Raw genomic sequence first — 21,027 nt, forward strand, 5'->3', positions numbered from 1 at the left:
CAATAGGGAGGAATAATACAATGAATGCTATTGAACTGAAAGGGTTGACCAAATTATATAAAAAACAATCGGCTATCGATCAAGTAACTATATCAGTCGAAAAAGGAGAAATATACGGTTTTATCGGTCCAAATGGTGCAGGAAAATCAACAACGATTAAAGCTATGCTGAATTTTATTTATCCTGATCAAGGAACGGCTACATTACTTGGGTTAGATAGTATCAAAGACGCCAAAGAAATTCGTAAGAAAACAGGTTATGTATCAAGTGATGTCCGATTCTATCCCAATATGACGACAATTGATGTGCTTAAATATGTGGCAGAATTTCATCAGGTGAAAAATAGTCAACAACAAATCGATTATTTTATTGAGTTATTTGATATCGATGCTCAGAAAAAAATGTCTGATCTGTCATTGGGAAACAAAAAGAAAATTGCAATCACAGCGGGTATTTTACCTAATCCAGAATTATTAATTTTAGATGAACCCACAAATGGTTTAGACCCACTGATGCAACATCGCTTGTTTGAAGAGTTAGAAAAGTATAATAAAAAAGGCATGACGATCTTTTTATCCAGTCATGATTTAAATGAAATCCAACACCATGCTCACCGAGCAGCGTTTATTCGACAAGGAAAAATTATTACGGTTCAAGATATTACAAAGGAAAAATCCTTAGGCAAAGTCATTACATTAGTTGGTGACCATATCCCTTTGTCCTTATTTGAAAAAATAGGCGCAGCAATTTTAAAACATCAAGGAAACGAAACCCGATTATTATACGAAGGAAATCTACATGAAGTCTTGCCGTTGTTAGCAGATGCTTCAATTAAAGATTTTACGATCACAGATCCTGAATTGGAAGACCGGTTTATGGCATTGTATGAAGGAGGGGAGGGAAAATGATTACAGCTAAAATCGAAAGTAGGTCTTTGGTGAAAGGATTGATCATTTGGACTATTTTATTTGCGGTTATCATTTTTGGTTTTAGTGCAGTATATCCTCAAATGCATAGTTCAGCTATGGAAGATCTTTTAGGGGCAAAAGTAGACGGTTTGTCGCCTTCATTATTAAAAACATTCAATATTAGTGTGAACGGACAAACAAGCTTTTTAGTAGCTACGGGCTTTTTCGGTTATTATTTCCAGTATATGTTTTTAGCGGCTTCTATTTATGCCATGATGCTTGGGAGTCAGTCATTGATCAAAGAAGAGACAGATGGCACCATTGAATTTCTATATGCGCAACCAGTGACACGCAAAGGAATTGTTACGAGCAAACTTTTGGGGAATCTGTTTATATTAGCTGTTTTTTGGTTTATTTCATTTGGTGTTTCTGTTGGTTCGACGCTAATCTATCGTCAATCGACAGATTCAGCTACAACGATTAGTAGAGAAATTAGTAAAGTTTTTACTCAAGAAAGTTTAATTTTGCTGTTTTTTCTAACACTGGGATTTTTTATTTCAACATTTTTAAAAACTAGTAAACAAAGTACTAGTGTTTCTTTGGGCATTGTATTCGGATTTTATTTGATTGGGATTTTTTCTGATTTGAATGATTCATTTCGTTGGGCAAAAAATATCTCACCGATACATATGGGAATTCCAAGCAACATATTGGATAACGGTGTATCTTTAAGCAATGTAGCATTATTGAGTATCTTAATTGTATTGTTTCTAGGTGGGACATACATTTTCTATCAGCGTAAAGATTTGAAAGTTTAGTGAAAAAGTCAATAAGTATATAAAACAAATGCTGGCGTTAAGCTGTTTTATTTTATACGACAGTAAAATTCAAACTAACTTAACGCAATATATAGGAAAAAGTAGATAAATTACCTTTGCCGTAGGCAGGGAGTTCCGAATAAAAAAAGGCAATCGCAAAATCCAGTATTTCTTGTCCTTTTCAGGAGATCTTGCTTACGTTGCTCTAAGATGCACTACAGAAGCTAATTTTTCATAGACTTAGATATTTCTTCCCAATTGGGTACTTTTTTGTCCGACTGCTCAAATTGCTTCATATAATTAGGTAAGCTTCCGCTACTTTCAGTCGGTAAAACAACGTAGCGTTCTTTTCCTAATTCTTCTCCAATGAAACTATGAAGATAGACCGCAGCACAAATCGCTTTTTCCTTATCGTTGAATTGCGCTAAGAATCCGGTAATCATCCCAGCTAATGTGTCCCCCATTCCCTCAGTTGCCATAGCGGGTGTTCCTATAGTTTTTTTGTATTGCGCATGAGCTGTATAAATTTCTGTTCGATGGCTTTTCAAAACGATACTTGCGCCTAATTTTTTTTGAGCAATTTGATTATTCTCGAAAGTTTGTTTAATAGAATCAAGACCACTCAGATGTTTCCATTCCATTTGATGTGGTGTAAAACAACGTGTTCAGGATAATTCAAGGAATAATGATTCTGAGCAAATGGCGTAATCGCTGAACCATCAATCACAAGCCACTGTGAGGCATTTTGTTGCGTTAAGACATCTGTTCGCTATGTGCTTCTAATCCTAGGCCTGGACCAATCAAAATGACAGTTGCTGTATCAATCAACCCGTTAAACATATGCGTAAGCGTCCAATCAAGTACCATTGCTTCTGGTAAACGAGAATGAAGAGACATATGATTTTTTTCGGCTGTAATGACTGAGGTTAAACCACTTCCGGTCTTGACGCAAGCTTCTGCACTCATAATGATGGCTCCACCAAAGTAGTCATTTCCACCAATCAAGACAGATCGTCCAAACGTTCGTATTTAGGACTATACCGTAAAATTTCGTATGACTGATACGTGAACCCCAAAATTTGAATAAATAAATAATAGAGAACTACATTATGCGAATTAACATAATGTACATATTTATGTTTGCAATTAATTATTCAAATGTTATTTTTTATATTAATGAAAAGATTTCTCGATAAGAAGTGAAATGTTTATTATCAGAAAGCGTTTTATTAAATATTTTTATGAGGGGTTATATTATGAAAAAATTTTTTTAGGCTCTTTAATACTTTTGGTGTCAACAAGTGTTCTAATGCCACTTACTACTTTGGCAGAATCCAATACAATTGATGAATCAGTTGTACAGACAGCAACAAATGATGTAGAAAAGAATGCTGAGATGCAAAGATTTACTGACATGCAGAGTGACGTTACTTCAGTTTTAAAGATTGAAAATGGAAGATATGTTTATAACGAACGTGAAATTAAATCTATCATAGAATCATTTGATTTTACTAATCTAGCTGAAAAAACTGGAATAGGCTATACAAGCGAATCATTCTATCAAGAGGCGATTAAGAATATCAAAAATTCAAAATTTGAATCTCAAATTCAAGGTAGAAACGCTAATCCATATAATAGAAATTATACCGAATCTGGTTGGAATTTTAGAAGAGATTGGATGGATACTAATAATACGAATTATTTTATTTCTGAATATCGTAGAATTGCAAACGATATAGGACTAATTGGTGCTGTAGCTTCTAATGCGTCAAATGTAACTCCTATTCAATGGGCAATTGGTGTAGGGTTTGCTTATGATATTTGGTATTTTAACAATGTAGCAGATAATACAGAGAAAAAAATAATGGAACAGGTATTGTTTTTGAAATCAATAAATTTACAGCGTATTACAGCGTCTGGTCGCAAAACGAATATAAGAAATAAAGAGGTGAACATGTGAAAATTGATATACAGCTTTTAAAAAAAATAAAATTAGCAAGTTTACTGTTAGATATCTCATGGGTGACATTCTTGATTTTAGATCCAAGCTCTAGTTTGTTTCTGAATTTTTTTATTAAGGCGGCTATGATAACGTCGTCTGTAATTTTACATTCTATTTTTGAGAAAAATTCGGCAGAAAATTTTATTTTTTTAAAAAAAGAAAACACTGTTTTTAAAATAGTGTTAATCTCTTATGCGATTATACTCTTTATAATAAAATAAAGGTTTCTTAAACACTAGGAGGAAATAACGATGAATAGAAGAAATTCATTCGTAACACTCATAGTTGCTATCAGTTTGTTCATTATCTTTTTTAATACTAACATAATGAAAGCTTATGCAGACTATACCCCACCAGAGATAGAAATGACAATAATTCAAGAATATACGATTCCAAATGATAAACAATTCACAATGCAACCAACGCCACTATCAGTAGTTAATGTACTAAATTTTGTTGAAGGATCTACCAATAGGAAGGTTAATCAATTACTTAAATATGTCTATCCTAATTACAGTGATAACCAATTAAAATCTGTTACTGCAAATTTAGATCAATCGAATAAATTTTTGAATAGTCAGAGTTACAAGACTAGAATAGTTGATGATGTTCTTGATTATTCAACTATAAAAAATGAACTTGCTAATAGGCGATCTATAGTTGCATATTTAGTTGCTAACGGTGATTATTGGATAGAGCAGGAAACATCAGTCATTATTTATGGTATTCAAAAAATTAAATATTCAGGTCAACCAGAAAATATTATTTATATATATAGAAGTTTAAATCATGGTGACGATGCAATATTTTCAATGAACTTAAATAATATTTCACTCCTACACAATGAAGGTCAGATTGATCCTTCCGCAAATATTACTTATAGTTGGACTTCTACACTATACGGATTTACGAAATAGAAAAGGAATTAGAAAGATGAAAATTATAAAAAAATTAGGGATTATTACATTATTTTCAGTTGTATTTCTATTGAGTAGTTTTTCTGTAAAAACAGAAGCTGCTTCACTATATATAGAATCAATGGAAGCTCCACAGGAAGCAACTCAGCTTGCTACTCATCATTGGGAAGAGTATTTGAATAATATGATTTATTCTGAAAACAAGTCAGTATCAGATTATTATCTAGGACACCCCTTTACCATTAGCTATCCGAAAAATATAAAATATAATTATCCAATTATTAGTAATGAGGATATGCTACAGATAGATCAATCAGATTATCAAAATCCAGAAACATTTATTCTTTCAAAAGCTCTAGCAAAAAAGTTAGAGAATCTAAGCGAAGAGCTTTCTACAGATGAGAGTCAACCAGTATTAATTAAGGGAATAAATCAAAGTCTTTTCTACAATTATCGTGGAGAACAAAAACCTCTATTCGTTGTGGATGATAAAGATTTTATTGATAAAGAAGTAGATACCTCTACTATGACTACTCATGATATTACAGAAAAAATAGCAACGCCTAACGCAAAAAACTCTAGAATCTCAGTAGAGTTTGATAATAATGTATTACCGTGGAAAGTATATGAAATACAAAAAGATAAACCTTGGTGCCAATATTATGCGTATGCAGCAATTATTAATAATCAAGCTGGAAAAGAAATAATATCTGCAAAAAATATCCTTGATGGTACATATCCGCAAGCAACAGAGGAATAAAAAGTAGATAGTGATTGGATTACCAGTAATAGTTTGCATAATTCAATAAAATACGTAAATAAAACATTTGATAAGGATATTAAATTTAAAGGCAATATCCTTTCTTTTGAAAGAGTGAAAAATGAGATAGACAATAAAAGACCTGTTGTGGCAAATCTTAAATCTTATGATGATGATAGTGTGGCAGGACATGCTATCGTATTGATGGGGTATACCGCAGCCAAAGGAAATACTTCCTATAAACCATTTTATCATTATTGGAATCCTTGGTGGGAGGATACTTTTGTTGTTTCAAGTAGTTCACCTTATATGTCTCTTGGGCCATACAATTATACGTGGAACAGAACATTATTTAATTTTAAAGGCTATATCGCTGAAAAACCAATGGAAGTAACAGAAGTTTCTAAAACAATAATGGTCAATTCGCAACCTAAAACAATTGATACGTTACCATGGGGCAGGAATGGTTTTGAAATGAGAAGTACCTCAAGTAGGTATACAGGGATGGTGCTTTCTATCACTCAAGATTCTGGAAATTATGTCTATAGTCCGGGGTTAAGAGGTTGGATCGATAAAAAGGGTGTGACTGAAGTTATAGCAACCAATATTACAGCTAAGATTGAAAAGTCAGGTTTCACTATCGATATTGTTCCATGGTATTCTGGACTTGTTCTACACCAAGGATATACAAAAGATCATATTGGTAAGCAAGTAACGATAAAGGCGAGAAGCGGTTTATACTATTACGTGCCAGATATGGGATGGATCGATAAAAAAGCATTTAATACCGCAATTCAGAAATCTGTAGATGCTACTCCTAATCAAAATAAAACAACGAATACAAAATGGAAAATCATAGAAATAGAAAGAAGAGCAGACGTTTTAGGTAACGATAAGTCAGTTGACAGTTTACCTTGGGGAAAATCAGGGTATGCAAAAGTAGATAATTTAAATAGTCATATTGGTAAAACAATTAGATTAACTCAGGAACAAGGATCATATGTTTATAGTCCTGATATAAGAGGATGGATTGATGTAAAAGGATTAGGAGTTCAATATTAATACTAACGGTGTGCAAAAACAATTCGTACAAAGCAGTTATAAATTGAGAGTGTAGTAAATATTGGCTCTTTGTCAACTAATGTTGGTGAAGAAAATCCAAAGAATTAAATCAATTATTGTAAGGCCTAGAGGAAAATACCTCTAGGTTTTTCTATTCGACTGAAAAAGAACGTTACCAAAGCATAAAGCAATTCTCAATTTAAAGTTATAAAAGTTACGAAACCCATACGCATTTCTCTTTAACACTTTGATATGGTTGTTCAAGCATTCCAATGGGCCATTGGAATAGGATAATTCTAGAGCATGCTTAATTTCATTTTGAACTTTCTTAAAGGTAGAAAAAACTGTTTGGTAATAGACGGGAAGTTCAGAACAATCTTGTTCTAATAGCGAGTGGAATCTTGTGTAGTCTCGTGTTTGTACCGCATAAAGAACGTTCTGATAACAGGTGTAACCAGATTTTAACTCCTCATCATATGCAAGGAGTCGATCAACGAGTTCTGTTTCTGTTAAATAGGTGCGGAAAGAAGGACGCCATTGGCGTTTTTCAAAATCGAGCTTCGATTGGTTCTTTTGAAGAAGTTTCCAGTACTTCTTCAAGTGTCGATATTTTTTTGCCTCTACAGTTCCTTTCTGGAGAAACAGATTCATTCGTTGAATGCGGTGTTTTAAAAAGGTTCGTTTTAAGGATACATAGATTTATTTTGTTAAGTTAAAAAAATCACATGAAAACGTTTGTGTTTAAATTAGTAAAATGGTTTAATTAAATCAACAAATTTGAATATATAATTTCAAAAGGTAACATGAGTATTTGTTAGGGGAGAACTAATATATGAAAATTAAGAAAAATTGGTTACTATTTATTATTACTATATTACTTGTTCTCTTTTGGTTTACTCACAGAAATCCTTATATTGCAGTTCGAACGGTCGTTTTTTCTAAAGGGTATTTTAACATTGGAGTAAATTCAAAAGTAAACAGTAAGGGAGAAGGACTATACACAATAACCCCTCCGCCAATAGAAATTAATACAAATAGTGAGTTGAAAACTTATCGGGTTAACAAAAATTGGATATTTTACTTTGCTGAATATTATGGTGAAGTTTAAAATAAAATAGAAAAGGAGATTTTTATGAGAAAAAGAACTTGGAAAAGTGTCATTGTTTCGTGTGGGATAGCAGGTATTCTGGGTTTAGGAGGGTTAAACGTTTCTGCAGAAGAGAGCGCTGGATCTGATTTAGTTACGGTAGTCCAAGAAGAGTCACAAGTAGAATTTGATTTAAACCAAACATTACAGCAAGTACAAGTCAATCTTGCAAGTAAGATTAAGGATAAACTTGGGATAGAGTTCTCTAACCAACTGGATAGAGAATATTTGAAATTGCTACAAGAATTAGACACGGGAACATTATCGGTTGGAGATTCTGATTCAGAAAATATAGCCTACAGTGAGTTTGCTGGGATATATTTTAGTAGGATAGGATCGATTTTGCCAGAGAACGCTACTGTAGATCAATTATCAGCTGTCAATGAGGTGAAAGATGCATTACTTTCTAGAACTTTTAATAGTATCAGAACAGAAAATATTAATCTGATCTTGGAAACAGAAGAAATAGCTCCTTCAAGATCAGCTAGAGCAGCTTTTAATGTTACTAACGCAAATGAATATGCTCGAAGATGGTGGAACCGAAGAAATATGTTGTATCCCGTTTATGACAATGATTGTACGAATTTTGCTTCTCAAATTGCACACGCTGGAGGTAAACCACTAAGACCGTCGCCAAATGCAAGCGCGATGGCATGGACACATACAGCAGGGGTTAGCGCTACATCAGCATGGATTAATGCGCACAGTTTTACAAATTTTTGGACAGCAGATGGGGTAGCTACTCGCCATTTTACTTCAAAATCTGAAGCACAATCCTATACACGAGCAGGAGACTTTGTTGCATATTGGAAAAAAAATACATTTCAAATAACGCATATGGCATATGTAAGCAAAAAATCTGGTTCTACAGCATATATTACTCAGCATACTACAGATAGAGTGGATACCTCATGGAATAGTATCGATACAAATGCGTATTCTTCTTTTATTATAATTAGAATGTGATAACAAACTCAAAGGGCAACAGGATTTATCCTGATTGTCCTTTTCTATGCAAAAAAATTATCATTCATGTTTAAACTAAACCAATAATTGAATAATGTTTTCTCCTTATATTTCAAAGTTAACTATCAAAACTTAACAATATTGATAGTGTTTGTGCAGTGTGATAAAATAAGGCTGTTATTTTTAGTTTTAAATGGCACGTTTTTTATTTCGATAAATGACATTTTTTCAAAATTAATCTGTTGAGTAGTTATTAATTTCACTCTAAAAAAGAATATGCTTGATGCTTTAGAGATGGTTTGGTGTGAAAGTAAAGCGAGTTATTAGGTACCTGATATATATAGAAGAAAGTTTGGATTATTCTTTACTTTCTAATCATGGTACGTTAGTATTACAATATAAAATAAATCAAAGAGGAGCTTGTATATATTATGACTGCATCCATGAAATTGCGTAACGAACTTTTGAATAGCTAATTAAATAAATTCAAAAGTCTTGGAAAGAGCGATTTCAAGGGATTAGTCTGTACTTTTCCTGAATATAGAAATCAAAGGATAGTCCTAGACTATCCTTTTTGTATACTCTCTTCCAAAGAAGAAAGAGAAGGAAAATAATGGAAAACTTAGCAATTAAACTCACAAATGTTCGAAAAACCTTTGGTATAAAAGAAGTAGTAAATATACAAGAATTAACAGCTTATGAAAATAATCGTATTGGTATTATTGGTGATAATGGAACGGGGAAATCTACTCTGCTGAAGATAATTCAAGGAGAAATAATGCCAGAAACTGGCTGTATTCAACGTGAAGTATCATTCAGTTATTTTTCACAAATACAAAAAGTAACTAAGACTAATGATTCAGAGAGTATTGATTGGGAGTTAGTCAGTCGTTTTAAGGTTCCAAAAAATGAAATCAGTACATTAAGTGGTGGCGAAGAAACTAAGTATCGCTTAGCTCAAGCCCTATCCACGTATCAAATGGGACTATTGTTGGACGAGCCAACCACTCATTTAGATCGTAGTGGAGTTGATTATCTAGTTGAAGAGCTGAAGTATTATTACGGCACACTTATATTTGTTAGTCATGATCGCTATTTCCTCAATAAAATGGCGACAAAAATTTGGGAATTAAAAGATGGTCAGGTTACCGAATATATTGGTAATTACGACGCTTTCAAGCAGCAAAAAGAAATCGAAAAATTGGAACAGCAACGAGTAGCTGAAAACTATACTAAAGAAAAAAATAAGCTAGAAACAGCAATTTCTCGAAAAAAGGAACAGGCAGCTAAATCCGAAAAAGTATCTGTCAAGAAAAAAAAGCAGAATGTTCGTCCAGACCGTTTATCTTCTTCGAAGCAAAAGGATACTGTACAAAAAAGTCTTCAAAAATCAGCAAAAGCAATGGTGTCTCGATTGACCCAGTTAGAAAAGCCTATCCAACAAGATCGAAAAAATCGAATCCTGTTTCCGAAAGTCAAATCAGTAGAGATTCATAATAAATTTCCAATACGAGGAGAGCAAGTAACTTTAAGGAAAGGAGAGAAGATTTTACTGGAGAATTGTGATTTCCAATTTTCATTGGAAAAGAAAATTGCTATTGTTGGAGATAACGGAACGGGGAAGACCACTCTATTAAATCATATTGTGTCAAATGGTGAGGGTATTATTCTTTCTCCCAAAGTTATTTTTTCGATGTATCGGCAGATGGATTATAAATTTAGCGAATCAAAAAGTATTCTGGACTACTTAATGGAATCTACTAATTATTCAGAAGCAGTCGTTCGAAGTATTTTAAGTAATTTAGGATTTTCTCAACTAGAAACTGGAAAATCTTTGACTGATCTTAGTGGAGGTGAATCCACACGAATTTCTCTAGCAGCAGCCTTTACAGAACCATCAAATATTCTAATCTTGGATGAACCAACTAATTTCATAGATTTGACAACTATTGAAGCCTTAGAAGAATTAATTAGGTCGTACACTGGAACTGTTTTGTTTACTTCTCACGATTCTTATTTTGTTGAGAATCTAGCCGATGAATTATATCTACTAGATAATAAACAGTTGATATCGAAAAATTAGGTTTTCTTATAATAAAAGTCCGCTTGATCAGATAAATCGAATAAATTTAAGCTGAAAATCTATAAACAGAGTGTGCAGAAAATGGTCATTTTCTGCACACTAATAATCAATAGATTATTCATATATGTAAATAGATTTTTCTCTGCTATAATTGCTGGAATTAATTTGTTTTTATCATATACACAGATTCCTTTTTTTTCTATATATGAAATTGCTTGCGGCAAATATTTTATGAATTTTGTAATACAAAGTTAATTTTTTTCTTGTTGGTACTCGTAAACCTAATGTAAAAATAATCTGGATTAAAATCAAAGGGGCTTAACCTATTCTTTTTTAGGTAAATTAGTTCTACGCATGTGATATCTTTATATGGAATAAACTGCTGACTTCCGCTTTTTTTCACTAATACTCGAGCAATCACACTCAGCTTTTTTAAATATGATTTTGGATATTCACAGATAACAAGCCCTTTATTTGTTATGATCCAATAGTCCTCAACAACTACACAAAGTACATTTATACCGCCTAATAAAAAAACTAGCAAAAAAATCCAAAAGGGTTGATATCCGAAACCTGTAAAAAAAAGACTAATGAATAACCACAGTGTTGTTAAAGTTAAAATCCTTAATATTGAAACTTTTTTTCCTACTAAAAAAGGTTTTCTAAAATATGAACTTCCACGGAGTAATTCATCTAAAGAAATATCATAAATATCGCTTAACAATAAAAGATTGTCTATACTTGGAATATTTATTTCATTTTCCCACTTTGAAATTGTTTGATGGGAAACAAACATTTTCTCTGAAAGCTGTTCTTGCGTCAAATTATTTTTTATGCTAAAAGTTTTTAAGAGTACTGAAAGTTTCATTTCTTCTTCCTCCTCGTGTAAGTAATAGCCTAAATATACCAAATACTATCTAAAAAGTCTTGCACTTATGCGGTGCAAGACTGATATTATAGGCTAGTTTAATGTTTTTGATATTTACTATATTAATACTTGTATTACTTAAAAAGTTCATTGTTACACTTGATAAATAAATAGAATAGCCGAGTATTATCGGATAATTTTAAAGTACGGCTAAATGATGTGTCAAATAAAACTTGAAACCTATGTCATTTAAAAATCAAAATGACAACAACAATAGAAATTGTTCAATAGAGTTGCTCAAAAATAGTTTAGGCTAGAGAGAATCTCTATCCTATTTACTTATCCCTAAAACATTAGGTTTAGGGATAATGACTTTTTCTGAAATACCAGATGAAGGGATCATGGTGAAAGCCAATGACCCCATTAAGTATGAAAATACTATTCTCAAAAACGATGGTATTATCCTTTTTATTTTATCTTTTCTATGTAAATTATGAGTATAGTCATAATTGAATTTATCTGGAGCTGATTCTAGTAGCTTTTTAGTGTTAATTTTGACTGAAAACTAATTTGACGCATAATAGAGATGGATCGAATGTACAATTAAGAAACATGAAAAGACACTACGGTAAAAATTGTAGTGTCTTTTCATGCTTTTAAATAACCTTTCTAGAAGTAACTGGTATAAAGTGAAATTTAGAAAAAATTTACTAATATATTGTTCAGCAATTATATGGTATAGTTAATCTATTATTACTAAAGGAGCTTATGATGAAAAAAAGAAATACTATTTTAATAGTAGGACTATGTTTACTAGTGTTAATAAGCATTGGAGGGAAATATTTCATGGACAACAGAAAAATTAAGCAGGATGAAAATATGATTGAAGCAGAAAAACAGTCAGTAACTGCTCTAAAGAATACATTTAGTAATGTTAAAGAAATTTATTTTGAAAAAAGTAGCTATGATCCTATGACTAGTTCATACAGGATGTTCATTACAATGATTAACACAGACAACAAGAAAGTTTCTTTTTCGTACGGATTTTCAAATAGTAGGGAAAAAGTAAGTGGTTATCCAATAAAAGATAAGTCTATTCAAGAACGTGGTACCACAACTTCAAAAGTAAAAGTGGTCTTTTCAAATGAATCAACGGAGGAAATTTAGTGGCGAAAGATATTGAATATAACGATGCTAGTAACACCGTCTATTGGTTAGATCCAAAACATGAAGGTTATGATCCAGATTTGAAAGAAGGAGCAATAATTGACTTAGGCGGAAAAGATTACCAAATATTAAAAATTAAATCAGAATCAAGTAATGGAATGCAGGCTATGGCAGTAGCTCCTTTGAATCCAAGTGGATACCCTGATACAACTCAGCTGACAGTTGCCTATGCAGGAACTAATTTCGGTGGCGATTGGCGAGATATTGTAACCGATGCTCAAACTGTTGGTTTAAGTATGAAACAACTGGGTTGGAATCCTGGTCAAGCTGATTCAGCTCAGGAATTTGCAGATTGGATAAAATTAACCTACCCTGATGCAGTGGTTACAACAACAGGTCATTCATTAGGTGAGTATTTAGCACTTATGATTGCTGCCGAAAATGAATGGCGCAACGTTGGCTTCAACGGCCCAGATCCATATGGCATACTTTCACCAGATGCTAAAGAGTGGGTCAAAAATAATCCAGGTATGCTAACAAACTATCGAAACTTTGCTGATTTGATTGGAAATCTAATGGGAAATGGAACAGGCGCAGAAATAATGATAGGGTATACGAAAGGGAGCCCAGGGAATCCCTTAGAGGCCCACGCTTTGACCTTATGGAAATTTGACGAAGATGGACGATTAAGAGTCCCTGACAATACATACGCATTAATGGATGGACAACAATTAGAACAAAACTTAATGAGTAAATTTGTAACAAGTATGTATTTACTAAAAACGTTAGAAGCCAAATTAAATGCTAGTGGTGGCGGGCTTTCAGGTACAGAAGAAATATATTTAGATGCGACACGTGCTAAATCGATTGTAACAACAGCGTCTAGTTTATTAAAAGTAGCCATGAGCAAAGTTATTGTACACTATCAAGGAGAAATGGATAAAACAGAACAATTATGGAATAAGATTTTGAGGAGTGCACGAAGTGCTTCTTCTGATTTATCTGAAGCTGAAATGGAGACTCAATTATCTTCAGTGGGATTCACAAGAGCACGAATCATAAATACTCCTAATGAAAAATACCAACAGAAGATACAAGAAGCGAAACAAGTTGGCGAAACATTTGAAAGTTTAGTTTCAGAGATAAATAGTAAAATTGTTGCAGTTGTTCAACAAGATCAAGATTTAGCACGACAACTTCAGTTTTAATTGCATTGGAGGTTTTTCTTTGAAGGAAGAAGCAATTATAAAAACATATCAATCAACACGCAAACAACTAGAAGAACAAGAAGATGAACTAAAGGTTGTACGTAAAAAAGGTGAATATCTCTTAGATGATTCTTTAGAACAGTTGTCCTATATTTTAAAAGATTTGGCATTGGATGGCGAACCATTTAATCAAGCAAGGCGAGAAATGGAACAAGAAAATCATTATTTTTTGGATGAATTAGAAAAAGAAAAACGTAAGTTGATGAAAAAAGAGGACGAAGCTGAAAATACTTATCGTTCTCAATTAAAAAGACTTAGAGACGATTTATAAGATATAGGAGAGGCTACATGAATGAATTACTCGATGAATTACTAAAAAAAATGCGAAAAAAATATCAAGAATCAGCTGTTCGAGCCATAGGAATGGCTGGCGTACAGAATAGTGAAACTGATTAAAAAAATGCTGAAAAAAAAGGAACGGTCATTTTAAAAGAAGCGAAGTCCTCCCTTTCAAAGACAACAAAATCTTTAGAAGGATCGATTAAAGGACAATTTGGTAAATCAGTAAAAGGAGCTTTTGATAAGCAAGAAAAGAAATTAGATAGTTTAGGAAATTAGATTAGATTCAACAAAAAATAAGAACTTTTCCAACTAAAAATATATGAGGAAGATCAGAACGAATTGTTTTGATTTTTTTCATGTTCAATAGGGTATACCTTATTGAGCAGAATAGGAATACTGCTATAGCAACAATAGAAAGTGTTCAATAGATTTACCCAAAATAAGTGAGCGATAACAATGAATGCTGACAAAATATTTGTTAAATCAATCTTAACTTTAAAAAAGGAGAGATTACAATGTCAAACACTCAATCAATTCAACATGAGTTAATCGTCGTAGCTACTACAAATGCAATGAAGCTTCCTGAAATCCAGTTCTTTTATCAACCATGTCGAAATACAAAAGATTATTCATTCCTATTTGCATTCGAGGAAGACGATTCAATTGTCAAAGGACTAAAATTATTTTCTAGAGGTTCTTTAGTAATTTGTAATTTGGAAACGAAAAAAATAACACTTATGCAAGGAATATTTACGCTATTAGATGGTCAATGAAGATCAGATAGAAGAGTGCAAAAATCAGTACGAAGAAATTAATCAAAGAATAAATCCTATCTTAGTTGAGTTTCAAACTTTAAGAAGAGAAGAATAAATCATTTATTAACTAACAATTGGATAGGGAAAAGACTATTTATAATAGATAGTCTTTTTTCTTTATACCAAAAATATTCGTTTTAGGTGTAGGTAAATACTAGAATTAAGATAAAAATAGAAATCTCTCTATGTAGAGGTTTTTGTTTTAATGTGATATCACCTAAACTTATACGTAAATCTATATTCTAATAACCACCGTATATGGTATAATTAAGTGAGGTGATTTTGTGAAATACACATATGGTTATGCAAGAGTGTCTACTCAATCGCAAGAATTAAATCGACAACTGGATATTTTAGAGAAATATTCATGTGACATAATTTATACGGAAAAAATCACAGGAACAAAAGCGAGTAGACCAGAATTAAACAAGTTGAAAGAAAATGTTCGAGAAGGTGACACGGTTGTAGTCGAAAGTTGGAGTAGACTAGGGCGCAGTACAAGGGATCTAATTGATCTAGTAGAATTTTTCTCCAAGAAGAAAGTTAGCGTGATCAGTGCGAAAGAAAAATTTGACACGTCCACTCCACAAGGAAAATTGATGTTGACTGTTTTTCAAGCTTTTGCAGAGTTTGAACGAGATCTGATTGTCCAAAGAACAAAGGAAGGACTTAAAAGCGCACGAGCAAGAGGTCGAGTTGGCGGACGTCCAAAAAAATCTGAGAAGAAAATTCAGCTAGCCCTAAAACTTTATGATACAAAACAGCATTCATTAAGAGAAATAAAAGAAATGTCTGGAGTTAGTCCGACAACTCTATATAAGTACCTTGAAAAAAGGAAAAACGGTGAATAGAGAGCGATTCTAAAGAAAGTTCAAACTTTAATCAAGACAGATATCTTAATTAGATCAGACAGAAGTCTCAAAAAGGATATTTTTGAGCCTATTAATTAGAATAGAAGTGACCTCTATTCTAATTTGTTGAAGTAATAATATAAGCATAAACAAATATAAAAAAATTGTATAATGAATGAGCAAAGATACTATACCATATATTTTTTTTATACAAATAAATATAACTTAAGAATACACTTGAAATAAATACGGGAATAAGTGAAATTAGATTATAATTAACACTTGCTAAATGACCTGTTGAAAAAATAATACTTGAAAAAACAATAGATAAAATCTGGATAATTTTCTTTCCTTTAAAATTTATGAAGCAATACCTGTAAACTATTTCCTCTATAAAAGGGATAATTAGACTTGATTGTAAAATAACTAAAATACCGTAAGAATAACCTTGAATTATAACAGGTTTAGATAGTATCATTGCATATACAATATCTATTAAATACATTATAGCTGTCGCACTAAATATGAATATAAAATTTTTTTTACTACAAATATTTTTCAATCCATTTAGTAAATCTTGTTTAAAAAAGAATATACGTAATATTACTAAAAATAAATTTTGAAAAAAAATAATGTTACTATCAGAAATATCCCAGCTAGCTCCAACAGCCGGGATATATCTTTTAATAAATAAATATACTACAATATAGATTACTTTATATATTTGTGTGTTCATCAGTTTCGATTTCATCTAGATTCTTACATAATCGGTATAAGAGGTATTTGAAGTGACTGTCTTAGTATCAACGTATCTATTATCAACTTTTCTATATCTTTTGTATGTTACTGTAATAGTACAATTCTGTCTGTACTTTTTATACTTTCCACTTTCAGAATATTCATTTTTTAAATTAATAACTACTGGACCAGCAGTAACTGATACGCCTACTGTTGATTTTCTATTTGTAGTATATGTCCCTAAATATGTTCTACTACCCTTTTTGATTTTATAGCTCTGTGTTTTTGCCCATGTTCTAGATTGGATAGCAGAATTGTCCTCAATAACATAATAATATTCATCATCCTCTGGTAGTACATCAGAAATTGTCTCGGTACCACTTACTGGTTCAACAGCTTCTGAGATAATCCCACTGCCTAAGACACCAAACAAAAAAACACTACAAACAAGACCGAAGATTATTTTTTTCAAACAAAAAACTTCCTTTTTTTTAACTTATTTTTAAATATATTATCATATAAAAATCGGTTTGTAAACGTTTTTTTTAGTGCTTTTTGAAAAGTTACTTCCTGATTTATATTCAAATTTTTATATTTTATTGATAACCCGAATAAAGATAGTTGTTCCATTGAAATCACCCTTTCTTAAAATATAAGATCAACAAGCATCATAAACGCTTGTTGACTTCACCTTTTTTGTAGTATCTTTTTAGTTGCTGACGTTCTACTTCTTCAGATCGCTCAAGGTTTACCGTCACTTTGTACGTGATCGCTTTATCCTTTCCAACTGAAGGATAAGAAGCATAATAAATCATGTGATCTTTTGTTCGTTTTGGTTCTCTGATTCCGTATTTTTCACAATATATTGTTTGAGCCTTTTCTAGTTCGTGATCTCGATTTGTCATTTTCACATCTTCCCACTTTCTACAGATTACTTATAAATAACCTCTGGAACGTCTGATTCATCGACGTTTCCCATCTGATACGGAATTAGTATAGGCAACAGCTGATTTAGTAAAGATCTATCCACACAACTATCGATCATATTTCCTATGGTGTTTAATAAAAAATTATCACCTGTATCTGTTACTATGCAACGGTGAGTATCTTCTATTCTGTAAATATAAGAAGCTAAATTTTCAACTGTTCCAACAATTCTTTTTCCGCCCCTGTGTTTTCCGTCCTCATGCATATCGTAAACAATAAATGTCTCCATTCTTTCTCCCCCTATTTAATCTTGAAATCCTCTGTCTGTAACATAACCTGGTCTACTCCAAATACCTATTTCTTGCTGTTTCGCTTGCGCCTGACTCTGTTCCAGCTGTTGTAAATATGTAGTGCTAGGCTCATGAACATACGCCACTCTAGCAAGCCCCTCACGAACTAAAATATCCTGAACTAATTCGCCATCGATGAAAACATAGGCTAAAAAACGATCATATTTATCTGTATCATTTCCTTTATCAAGCATGATCTCAATTACTGAAGCAGTTTCAAGCAATTCTTTTGTCCTGTTACTTGCTTCAGATCCGAACGGCTGAACAGCTGTATTAGGTTTTACGGTTTCTGGTGTATCAATTAGTAGATAGCGTACAGTGATCTCTTGATCGTTCAATAAAAATTTGCTTGTATCGCCGTCAATATGATTACTTAGCTGCACTGGAATGCGAACATTTTTTTCAAACTTACTTTTCGTTGATTCACCAATGTTCTCATAATATTTTTCTTCATTAGTGATTTCTCTAGCAAACTTTTCAAAAGAATTAGCAGAGCAACCAGATCCAATAAGTGCAGTGGCTGCTAACAGCAGCAGCCACCACTTTCTAAACATTTGTTTCACTCTATTCCCTCCCTAGCATGTTATAGTATTTTCGATCTTTCCAAAGCTGATCGATTGCTTCAGCTTCAGACAAAACAACCGTTACATTTAGCAATGGGTTACTGGAATTAATTAACGTATGATAAAATGAATTTAATCGATGGAGTAAAAAGGTCTTTTAAACGAATCAATTTGAAATAATATAAGAGTTAATTTATTGAGGAAAAACTGCAAAAGTTAGTATGTGAGTGTATTTTCATTTTTAATATACAATTATAGGGGGAAACATAATGGAAAAAATTACCAAGATACAACAGAAACTTTCGGACTTTGAAAAATCTCTATCTCCTGAACTGACTGAAGAAGAAATTTCAATCAAGTTAATGGAAACTTTTGATCAATCAAAAATTCTTATTAATGGTGGGAAGTATGATCCAGGATCTAAATTTTATAGAGCAAGAATTATTGACACTCTTAACTTGGACAGCTTAAAGTCTTGGAAAAAACAAGATTTTTGGGGTGTGCCAAAAGAAAAAGTTTCTGGCTATGGAAGATTAAACAAACCAAAAGAATCTGTATTTTATCTAAGTGCTGATCCAGTACAAACACTTAAAGAAATTGGTTTAGAGTCCTATGATGATCAACGATATGCAGTTATCTCTTGCTTTGAAACAAGAAAAAGTTTTACTAGTGTCTATATTGGAGACCATAGTTCAAACTCTCTTGATGAAAAGGAAGCAATTATTTCTAATTTGTATTCTTCATTCTTTAGAAATAATTTTTCTAAACCAGTAGGGAATGGTACTGAGTATCTATACATATTATCCAATGCTATCGTAAAGGCCTTTTACGATCTACCTTCTGAGGTATTTCAATCATGGACTTATCCTGCTGTAGAGAACGTGAATTGTTATAATGTAGCGTTTAAGTCTCATGTAGCGTCTACATTTCTAAGGTATAAGGGATCTATAGTTGTTAAGAGATTAGATGAAAACTTAAGTATTCTTAATTGTTTCAATTCTAACTATCAACTTCAATGTGCTGATAATAAATGGATTAAAGATGAATTTAATTTAGATTTTCAAGCAAATAACGATCAGTGAAAATGGAGTGAAAGGTGTATAGAAATATGAATATAGATGAGATTATTGAACGAAATGAATTTCTTTTGAGAGAAGGAATTAATATCAAAAAGTATCTAAACAGTATGCAAGCAATTGTTGATCTAAAATCTAAAAATTATAATGATTTTGAACGAGCATGGAAATTTTTTAATAGTTCTTATGAATGTTTACAGTTCACATACATATCTGCGATTTGTCGTAGTTATGATAAAAATGGTAAATGTAACATTTACAAACATTTGAACATAGTGATAAACAATGCAAAAAAAATAACTAATCACTATATAGAAATTACAGATGATAAATTTGTTAAATTAAATAAAATCACATTCAAATCAGTTAAAGAGGAATTGAATACTTTTGAAAGTGAACTTGAATCATTGTTACCTATGGTAGAGGAAGTTAAGAAATATCGAGATAAGGTTATTGCTCATAACGATTCTTATAATCTTGATGTTGCTATTGGAAAATTCACTTATAAAGACCTATATGATTTAAGTGATTTTGTTTTTAAAGTTACTAATCACTTAAAAATTCTGCTAAAAAATACAGACATTATTTATGAACCTAGTATAGAATGTGATTTGAATTCTTTATTTGAAAGATGAGTAGCTAATTTATCATTAGTACCAAAAAGGATCAATATATGATTGTATTTTTGCAAAAAAACAATAAAAGAACCACGTTACAATTCTAAACAATTGGGATTGTTACAGATTAAATCTTTATATGTGATTAACAAGGTGAGATAATAATTTTATTAAGAGAGGGATTTTAAAATGGATATAGGTACTACGATTAAAAGTAAAAGAAATGAATTCAACATGACTCAACAGCAATTAGCTGAAAAACTGAATGTGTCGAGGACAACTATCTCTAGTTGGGAAAACAACAGAACATATCCAGACTTAAATATGATTGTTGAATTGAGTAATGAATTCAACATTACTTTAGATCACCTCTTGAAAGGGGATGGAGTGATTGTGAAACAAATAACTGAGGATACAAAGAGTAGCAGAATAAGAAAAAAATGGATATTCTTTTTGTTGGGGATAATTGCTATGTTAATTGTTTTATTTGGTTTTTATATTTTCAAAAACCAAAATATCAGAGCTACTCAAATTACTAATGCGAGTACCTCTACAAATAACAGAGTAGTAGAAATTGAATTGAAACAAAATATTTTTTATGAATATGGCGGCTATATGTTAGACGAGCCTGAAAAAGGTATTGTTAATATAGAGATGCACAGTAACTTAAATTTTTCACTAAAAAGAGAATCAACAAAAAAAGTGAAAATTCCAATTGAAAATATTGGAGATAAAAGTAAAATTACTCAGATAAATATTGTGAATTCAAACCAAGAACCAATTTACACCATAAACGATAAATAGTAAAAAATCTCAATGAAGTTTAGTATAATACAAACTTC

General features: G+C 31.9%; 26 protein-coding genes and 1 pseudogene. 18 read left to right on the plus strand and 9 right to left on the minus strand.

The genetic code is table 11. From position 1 onward, the window contains the following. Window positions 1–20: 20 nt before the first annotated feature. The gene (locus AC4BBR_RS01060) at window positions 21–908 is read left to right on the plus strand and encodes an ABC transporter ATP-binding protein (protein ID WP_490460764.1); all 888 of its coding nucleotides are present in this window, start codon (window positions 21–23) and stop codon (window positions 906–908) included. Further along, window positions 905–1,726 (plus strand): DUF2705 family protein, encoded by an 822-nt coding sequence (locus AC4BBR_RS01065; protein WP_490460765.1) that lies wholly within the window; start codon window positions 905–907, stop codon window positions 1,724–1,726. Before AC4BBR_RS01060 ends, AC4BBR_RS01065 begins: the two co-directional genes overlap by 4 nt. A gap of 224 nt (window positions 1,727–1,950) precedes the next feature. Here the strand turns inward: AC4BBR_RS01065 and AC4BBR_RS01070 are convergent, their stop codons facing one another. After that, the gene (locus AC4BBR_RS01070; RefSeq protein ID WP_490460766.1) at window positions 1,951–2,367 is read right to left on the minus strand and encodes an ADP-dependent NAD(P)H-hydrate dehydratase; all 417 of its coding nucleotides are present in this window, start codon (window positions 2,365–2,367) and stop codon (window positions 1,951–1,953) included. A 112-nt stretch (window positions 2,368–2,479) separates the two neighbouring features. Then, window positions 2,480–2,731, minus strand: a complete 252-nt coding sequence (locus tag AC4BBR_RS01075; RefSeq protein ID WP_490460767.1) for an NAD(P)H-hydrate dehydratase — start codon at window positions 2,729–2,731, stop codon at window positions 2,480–2,482. Between the two features lie 199 nt (window positions 2,732–2,930). Between AC4BBR_RS01075 and AC4BBR_RS01080 the strand changes: the two genes are divergently transcribed. Genes AC4BBR_RS01080 through AC4BBR_RS01100 form a run of 5 tightly spaced genes read left to right on the plus strand, consistent with a single transcriptional unit; the run spans window position 2,931 to window position 6,467 of the window. After that, window positions 2,931–3,686 (plus strand): hypothetical protein, encoded by a 756-nt coding sequence (locus AC4BBR_RS01080; protein WP_490460768.1) that lies wholly within the window; start codon window positions 2,931–2,933, stop codon window positions 3,684–3,686. Beyond that, entirely contained in the window at window positions 3,683–3,949 is a 267-nt protein-coding gene (locus tag AC4BBR_RS01085) for a hypothetical protein (RefSeq protein WP_490460769.1), read from the plus strand. Before AC4BBR_RS01080 ends, AC4BBR_RS01085 begins: the two co-directional genes overlap by 4 nt. Before the next feature lie 30 nt (window positions 3,950–3,979). Continuing rightward, complete coding sequence (locus AC4BBR_RS01090; protein WP_490460770.1) at window positions 3,980–4,645, plus strand: hypothetical protein; 666 nt, start codon at window positions 3,980–3,982, stop codon at window positions 4,643–4,645. A 16-nt stretch (window positions 4,646–4,661) separates the two neighbouring features. Continuing rightward, a complete protein-coding gene (locus AC4BBR_RS01095; protein WP_490460771.1) occupies window positions 4,662–5,405 on the plus strand; it encodes a hypothetical protein in 744 nt (247 codons plus the stop codon). 33 nt (window positions 5,406–5,438) lie between these two features. Then, the gene (locus tag AC4BBR_RS01100) at window positions 5,439–6,467 is read left to right on the plus strand and encodes a C39 family peptidase (protein ID WP_490460772.1); all 1,029 of its coding nucleotides are present in this window, start codon (window positions 5,439–5,441) and stop codon (window positions 6,465–6,467) included. Between the two features lie 141 nt (window positions 6,468–6,608). On the opposite strand, the pseudogene AC4BBR_RS01105 reads toward AC4BBR_RS01100, so the two are convergent. Further along, window positions 6,609–7,148, minus strand: a pseudogene (locus tag AC4BBR_RS01105) (transposase); the annotation flags it as partial. A gap of 151 nt (window positions 7,149–7,299) precedes the next feature. Here AC4BBR_RS01105 and AC4BBR_RS01110 point away from each other — a divergent pair. The 3 genes from AC4BBR_RS01110 (at window position 7,300) to abc-f (ending at window position 10,663) form a co-directional block, all read left to right on the plus strand. Continuing rightward, on the plus strand, window positions 7,300–7,575 hold the full coding sequence (locus AC4BBR_RS01110; RefSeq protein ID WP_490460773.1) for a hypothetical protein: 276 nt from the start codon (window positions 7,300–7,302) through the stop codon (window positions 7,573–7,575). 24 nt (window positions 7,576–7,599) lie between these two features. Next, entirely contained in the window at window positions 7,600–8,580 is a 981-nt protein-coding gene (locus tag AC4BBR_RS01115; protein ID WP_490460774.1) for an amidase domain-containing protein, read from the plus strand. A gap of 613 nt (window positions 8,581–9,193) precedes the next feature. Continuing rightward, window positions 9,194–10,663, plus strand: a complete 1,470-nt coding sequence (gene abc-f / locus AC4BBR_RS01120; protein WP_490460775.1) for a ribosomal protection-like ABC-F family protein — start codon at window positions 9,194–9,196, stop codon at window positions 10,661–10,663. A 229-nt stretch (window positions 10,664–10,892) separates the two neighbouring features. Here abc-f and AC4BBR_RS01125 read toward each other — a convergent pair whose 3' ends face one another. Beyond that, window positions 10,893–11,531, minus strand: a complete 639-nt coding sequence (locus AC4BBR_RS01125) for a helix-turn-helix domain-containing protein (RefSeq protein ID WP_490460776.1) — start codon at window positions 11,529–11,531, stop codon at window positions 10,893–10,895. 846 nt (window positions 11,532–12,377) lie between these two features. Here AC4BBR_RS01125 and AC4BBR_RS01130 point away from each other — a divergent pair. The 5 genes from AC4BBR_RS01130 to AC4BBR_RS01150 all read left to right on the plus strand — a co-directional run bounded on the left by AC4BBR_RS01130 (window position 12,378) and on the right by AC4BBR_RS01150 (window position 15,914). Beyond that, window positions 12,378–12,698, plus strand: a complete 321-nt coding sequence (locus tag AC4BBR_RS01130) for a hypothetical protein (RefSeq protein ID WP_490460777.1) — start codon at window positions 12,378–12,380, stop codon at window positions 12,696–12,698. Continuing rightward, window positions 12,698–13,906 carry an alpha/beta hydrolase family protein gene (locus tag AC4BBR_RS01135; protein ID WP_490460778.1) on the plus strand — a complete coding sequence of 403 codons (1,209 nt, stop codon included), beginning with the start codon at window positions 12,698–12,700 and terminating at the stop codon, window positions 13,904–13,906. Before AC4BBR_RS01130 ends, AC4BBR_RS01135 begins: the two co-directional genes overlap by 1 nt. Before the next feature lie 19 nt (window positions 13,907–13,925). Beyond that, window positions 13,926–14,237, plus strand: a complete 312-nt coding sequence (locus AC4BBR_RS01140) for a hypothetical protein (RefSeq protein ID WP_490460779.1) — start codon at window positions 13,926–13,928, stop codon at window positions 14,235–14,237. A 526-nt stretch (window positions 14,238–14,763) separates the two neighbouring features. After that, window positions 14,764–15,021, plus strand: a complete 258-nt coding sequence (locus tag AC4BBR_RS01145) for a hypothetical protein (protein ID WP_490460780.1) — start codon at window positions 14,764–14,766, stop codon at window positions 15,019–15,021. Window positions 15,022–15,347: 326 nt separating this feature from the next. Further along, window positions 15,348–15,914 carry a recombinase family protein gene (locus tag AC4BBR_RS01150; RefSeq protein ID WP_490460781.1) on the plus strand — a complete coding sequence of 189 codons (567 nt, stop codon included), beginning with the start codon at window positions 15,348–15,350 and terminating at the stop codon, window positions 15,912–15,914. A gap of 118 nt (window positions 15,915–16,032) precedes the next feature. Here AC4BBR_RS01150 and AC4BBR_RS01155 read toward each other — a convergent pair whose 3' ends face one another. From AC4BBR_RS01155 to AC4BBR_RS01175, 5 genes are all read right to left on the minus strand, one after another. After that, window positions 16,033–16,665 (minus strand): CPBP family intramembrane glutamic endopeptidase, encoded by a 633-nt coding sequence (locus AC4BBR_RS01155; protein ID WP_490460782.1) that lies wholly within the window; start codon window positions 16,663–16,665, stop codon window positions 16,033–16,035. Next, window positions 16,666–17,124, minus strand: coding sequence for an LMxysn_1693 family intestinal colonization protein (locus AC4BBR_RS01160; protein WP_490460783.1), 459 nt, complete (start codon window positions 17,122–17,124; stop codon window positions 16,666–16,668). It abuts the gene before it with no gap. Between the two features lie 196 nt (window positions 17,125–17,320). Next, window positions 17,321–17,557, minus strand: coding sequence for a hypothetical protein (locus AC4BBR_RS01165; RefSeq protein ID WP_490460784.1), 237 nt, complete (start codon window positions 17,555–17,557; stop codon window positions 17,321–17,323). Between the two features lie 26 nt (window positions 17,558–17,583). Then, window positions 17,584–17,868: a hypothetical protein gene (locus AC4BBR_RS01170; protein ID WP_490460785.1), complete on the minus strand. Its 285-nt coding sequence runs from the start codon at window positions 17,866–17,868 to the stop codon at window positions 17,584–17,586. Between the two features lie 15 nt (window positions 17,869–17,883). Further along, window positions 17,884–18,492 carry a thermonuclease family protein gene (locus AC4BBR_RS01175; protein ID WP_490460786.1) on the minus strand — a complete coding sequence of 203 codons (609 nt, stop codon included), beginning with the start codon at window positions 18,490–18,492 and terminating at the stop codon, window positions 17,884–17,886. A gap of 269 nt (window positions 18,493–18,761) precedes the next feature. On the opposite strand from AC4BBR_RS01175, the gene AC4BBR_RS01180 reads away from it, so the two are divergent. The 3 genes from AC4BBR_RS01180 (at window position 18,762) to AC4BBR_RS01190 (ending at window position 20,989) form a co-directional block, all read left to right on the plus strand. Further along, window positions 18,762–19,574 (plus strand): hypothetical protein, encoded by an 813-nt coding sequence (locus AC4BBR_RS01180; RefSeq protein ID WP_490460787.1) that lies wholly within the window; start codon window positions 18,762–18,764, stop codon window positions 19,572–19,574. A gap of 26 nt (window positions 19,575–19,600) precedes the next feature. Then, window positions 19,601–20,203, plus strand: coding sequence for an AbiU2 domain-containing protein (locus tag AC4BBR_RS01185; protein ID WP_490460788.1), 603 nt, complete (start codon window positions 19,601–19,603; stop codon window positions 20,201–20,203). Window positions 20,204–20,374: 171 nt separating this feature from the next. Continuing rightward, entirely contained in the window at window positions 20,375–20,989 is a 615-nt protein-coding gene (locus AC4BBR_RS01190) for a helix-turn-helix domain-containing protein (RefSeq protein ID WP_490460789.1), read from the plus strand. Window positions 20,990–21,027 lie beyond the last annotated feature (38 nt).

The organism is Enterococcus sp. AMC1251, from assembly GCF_058216535.1.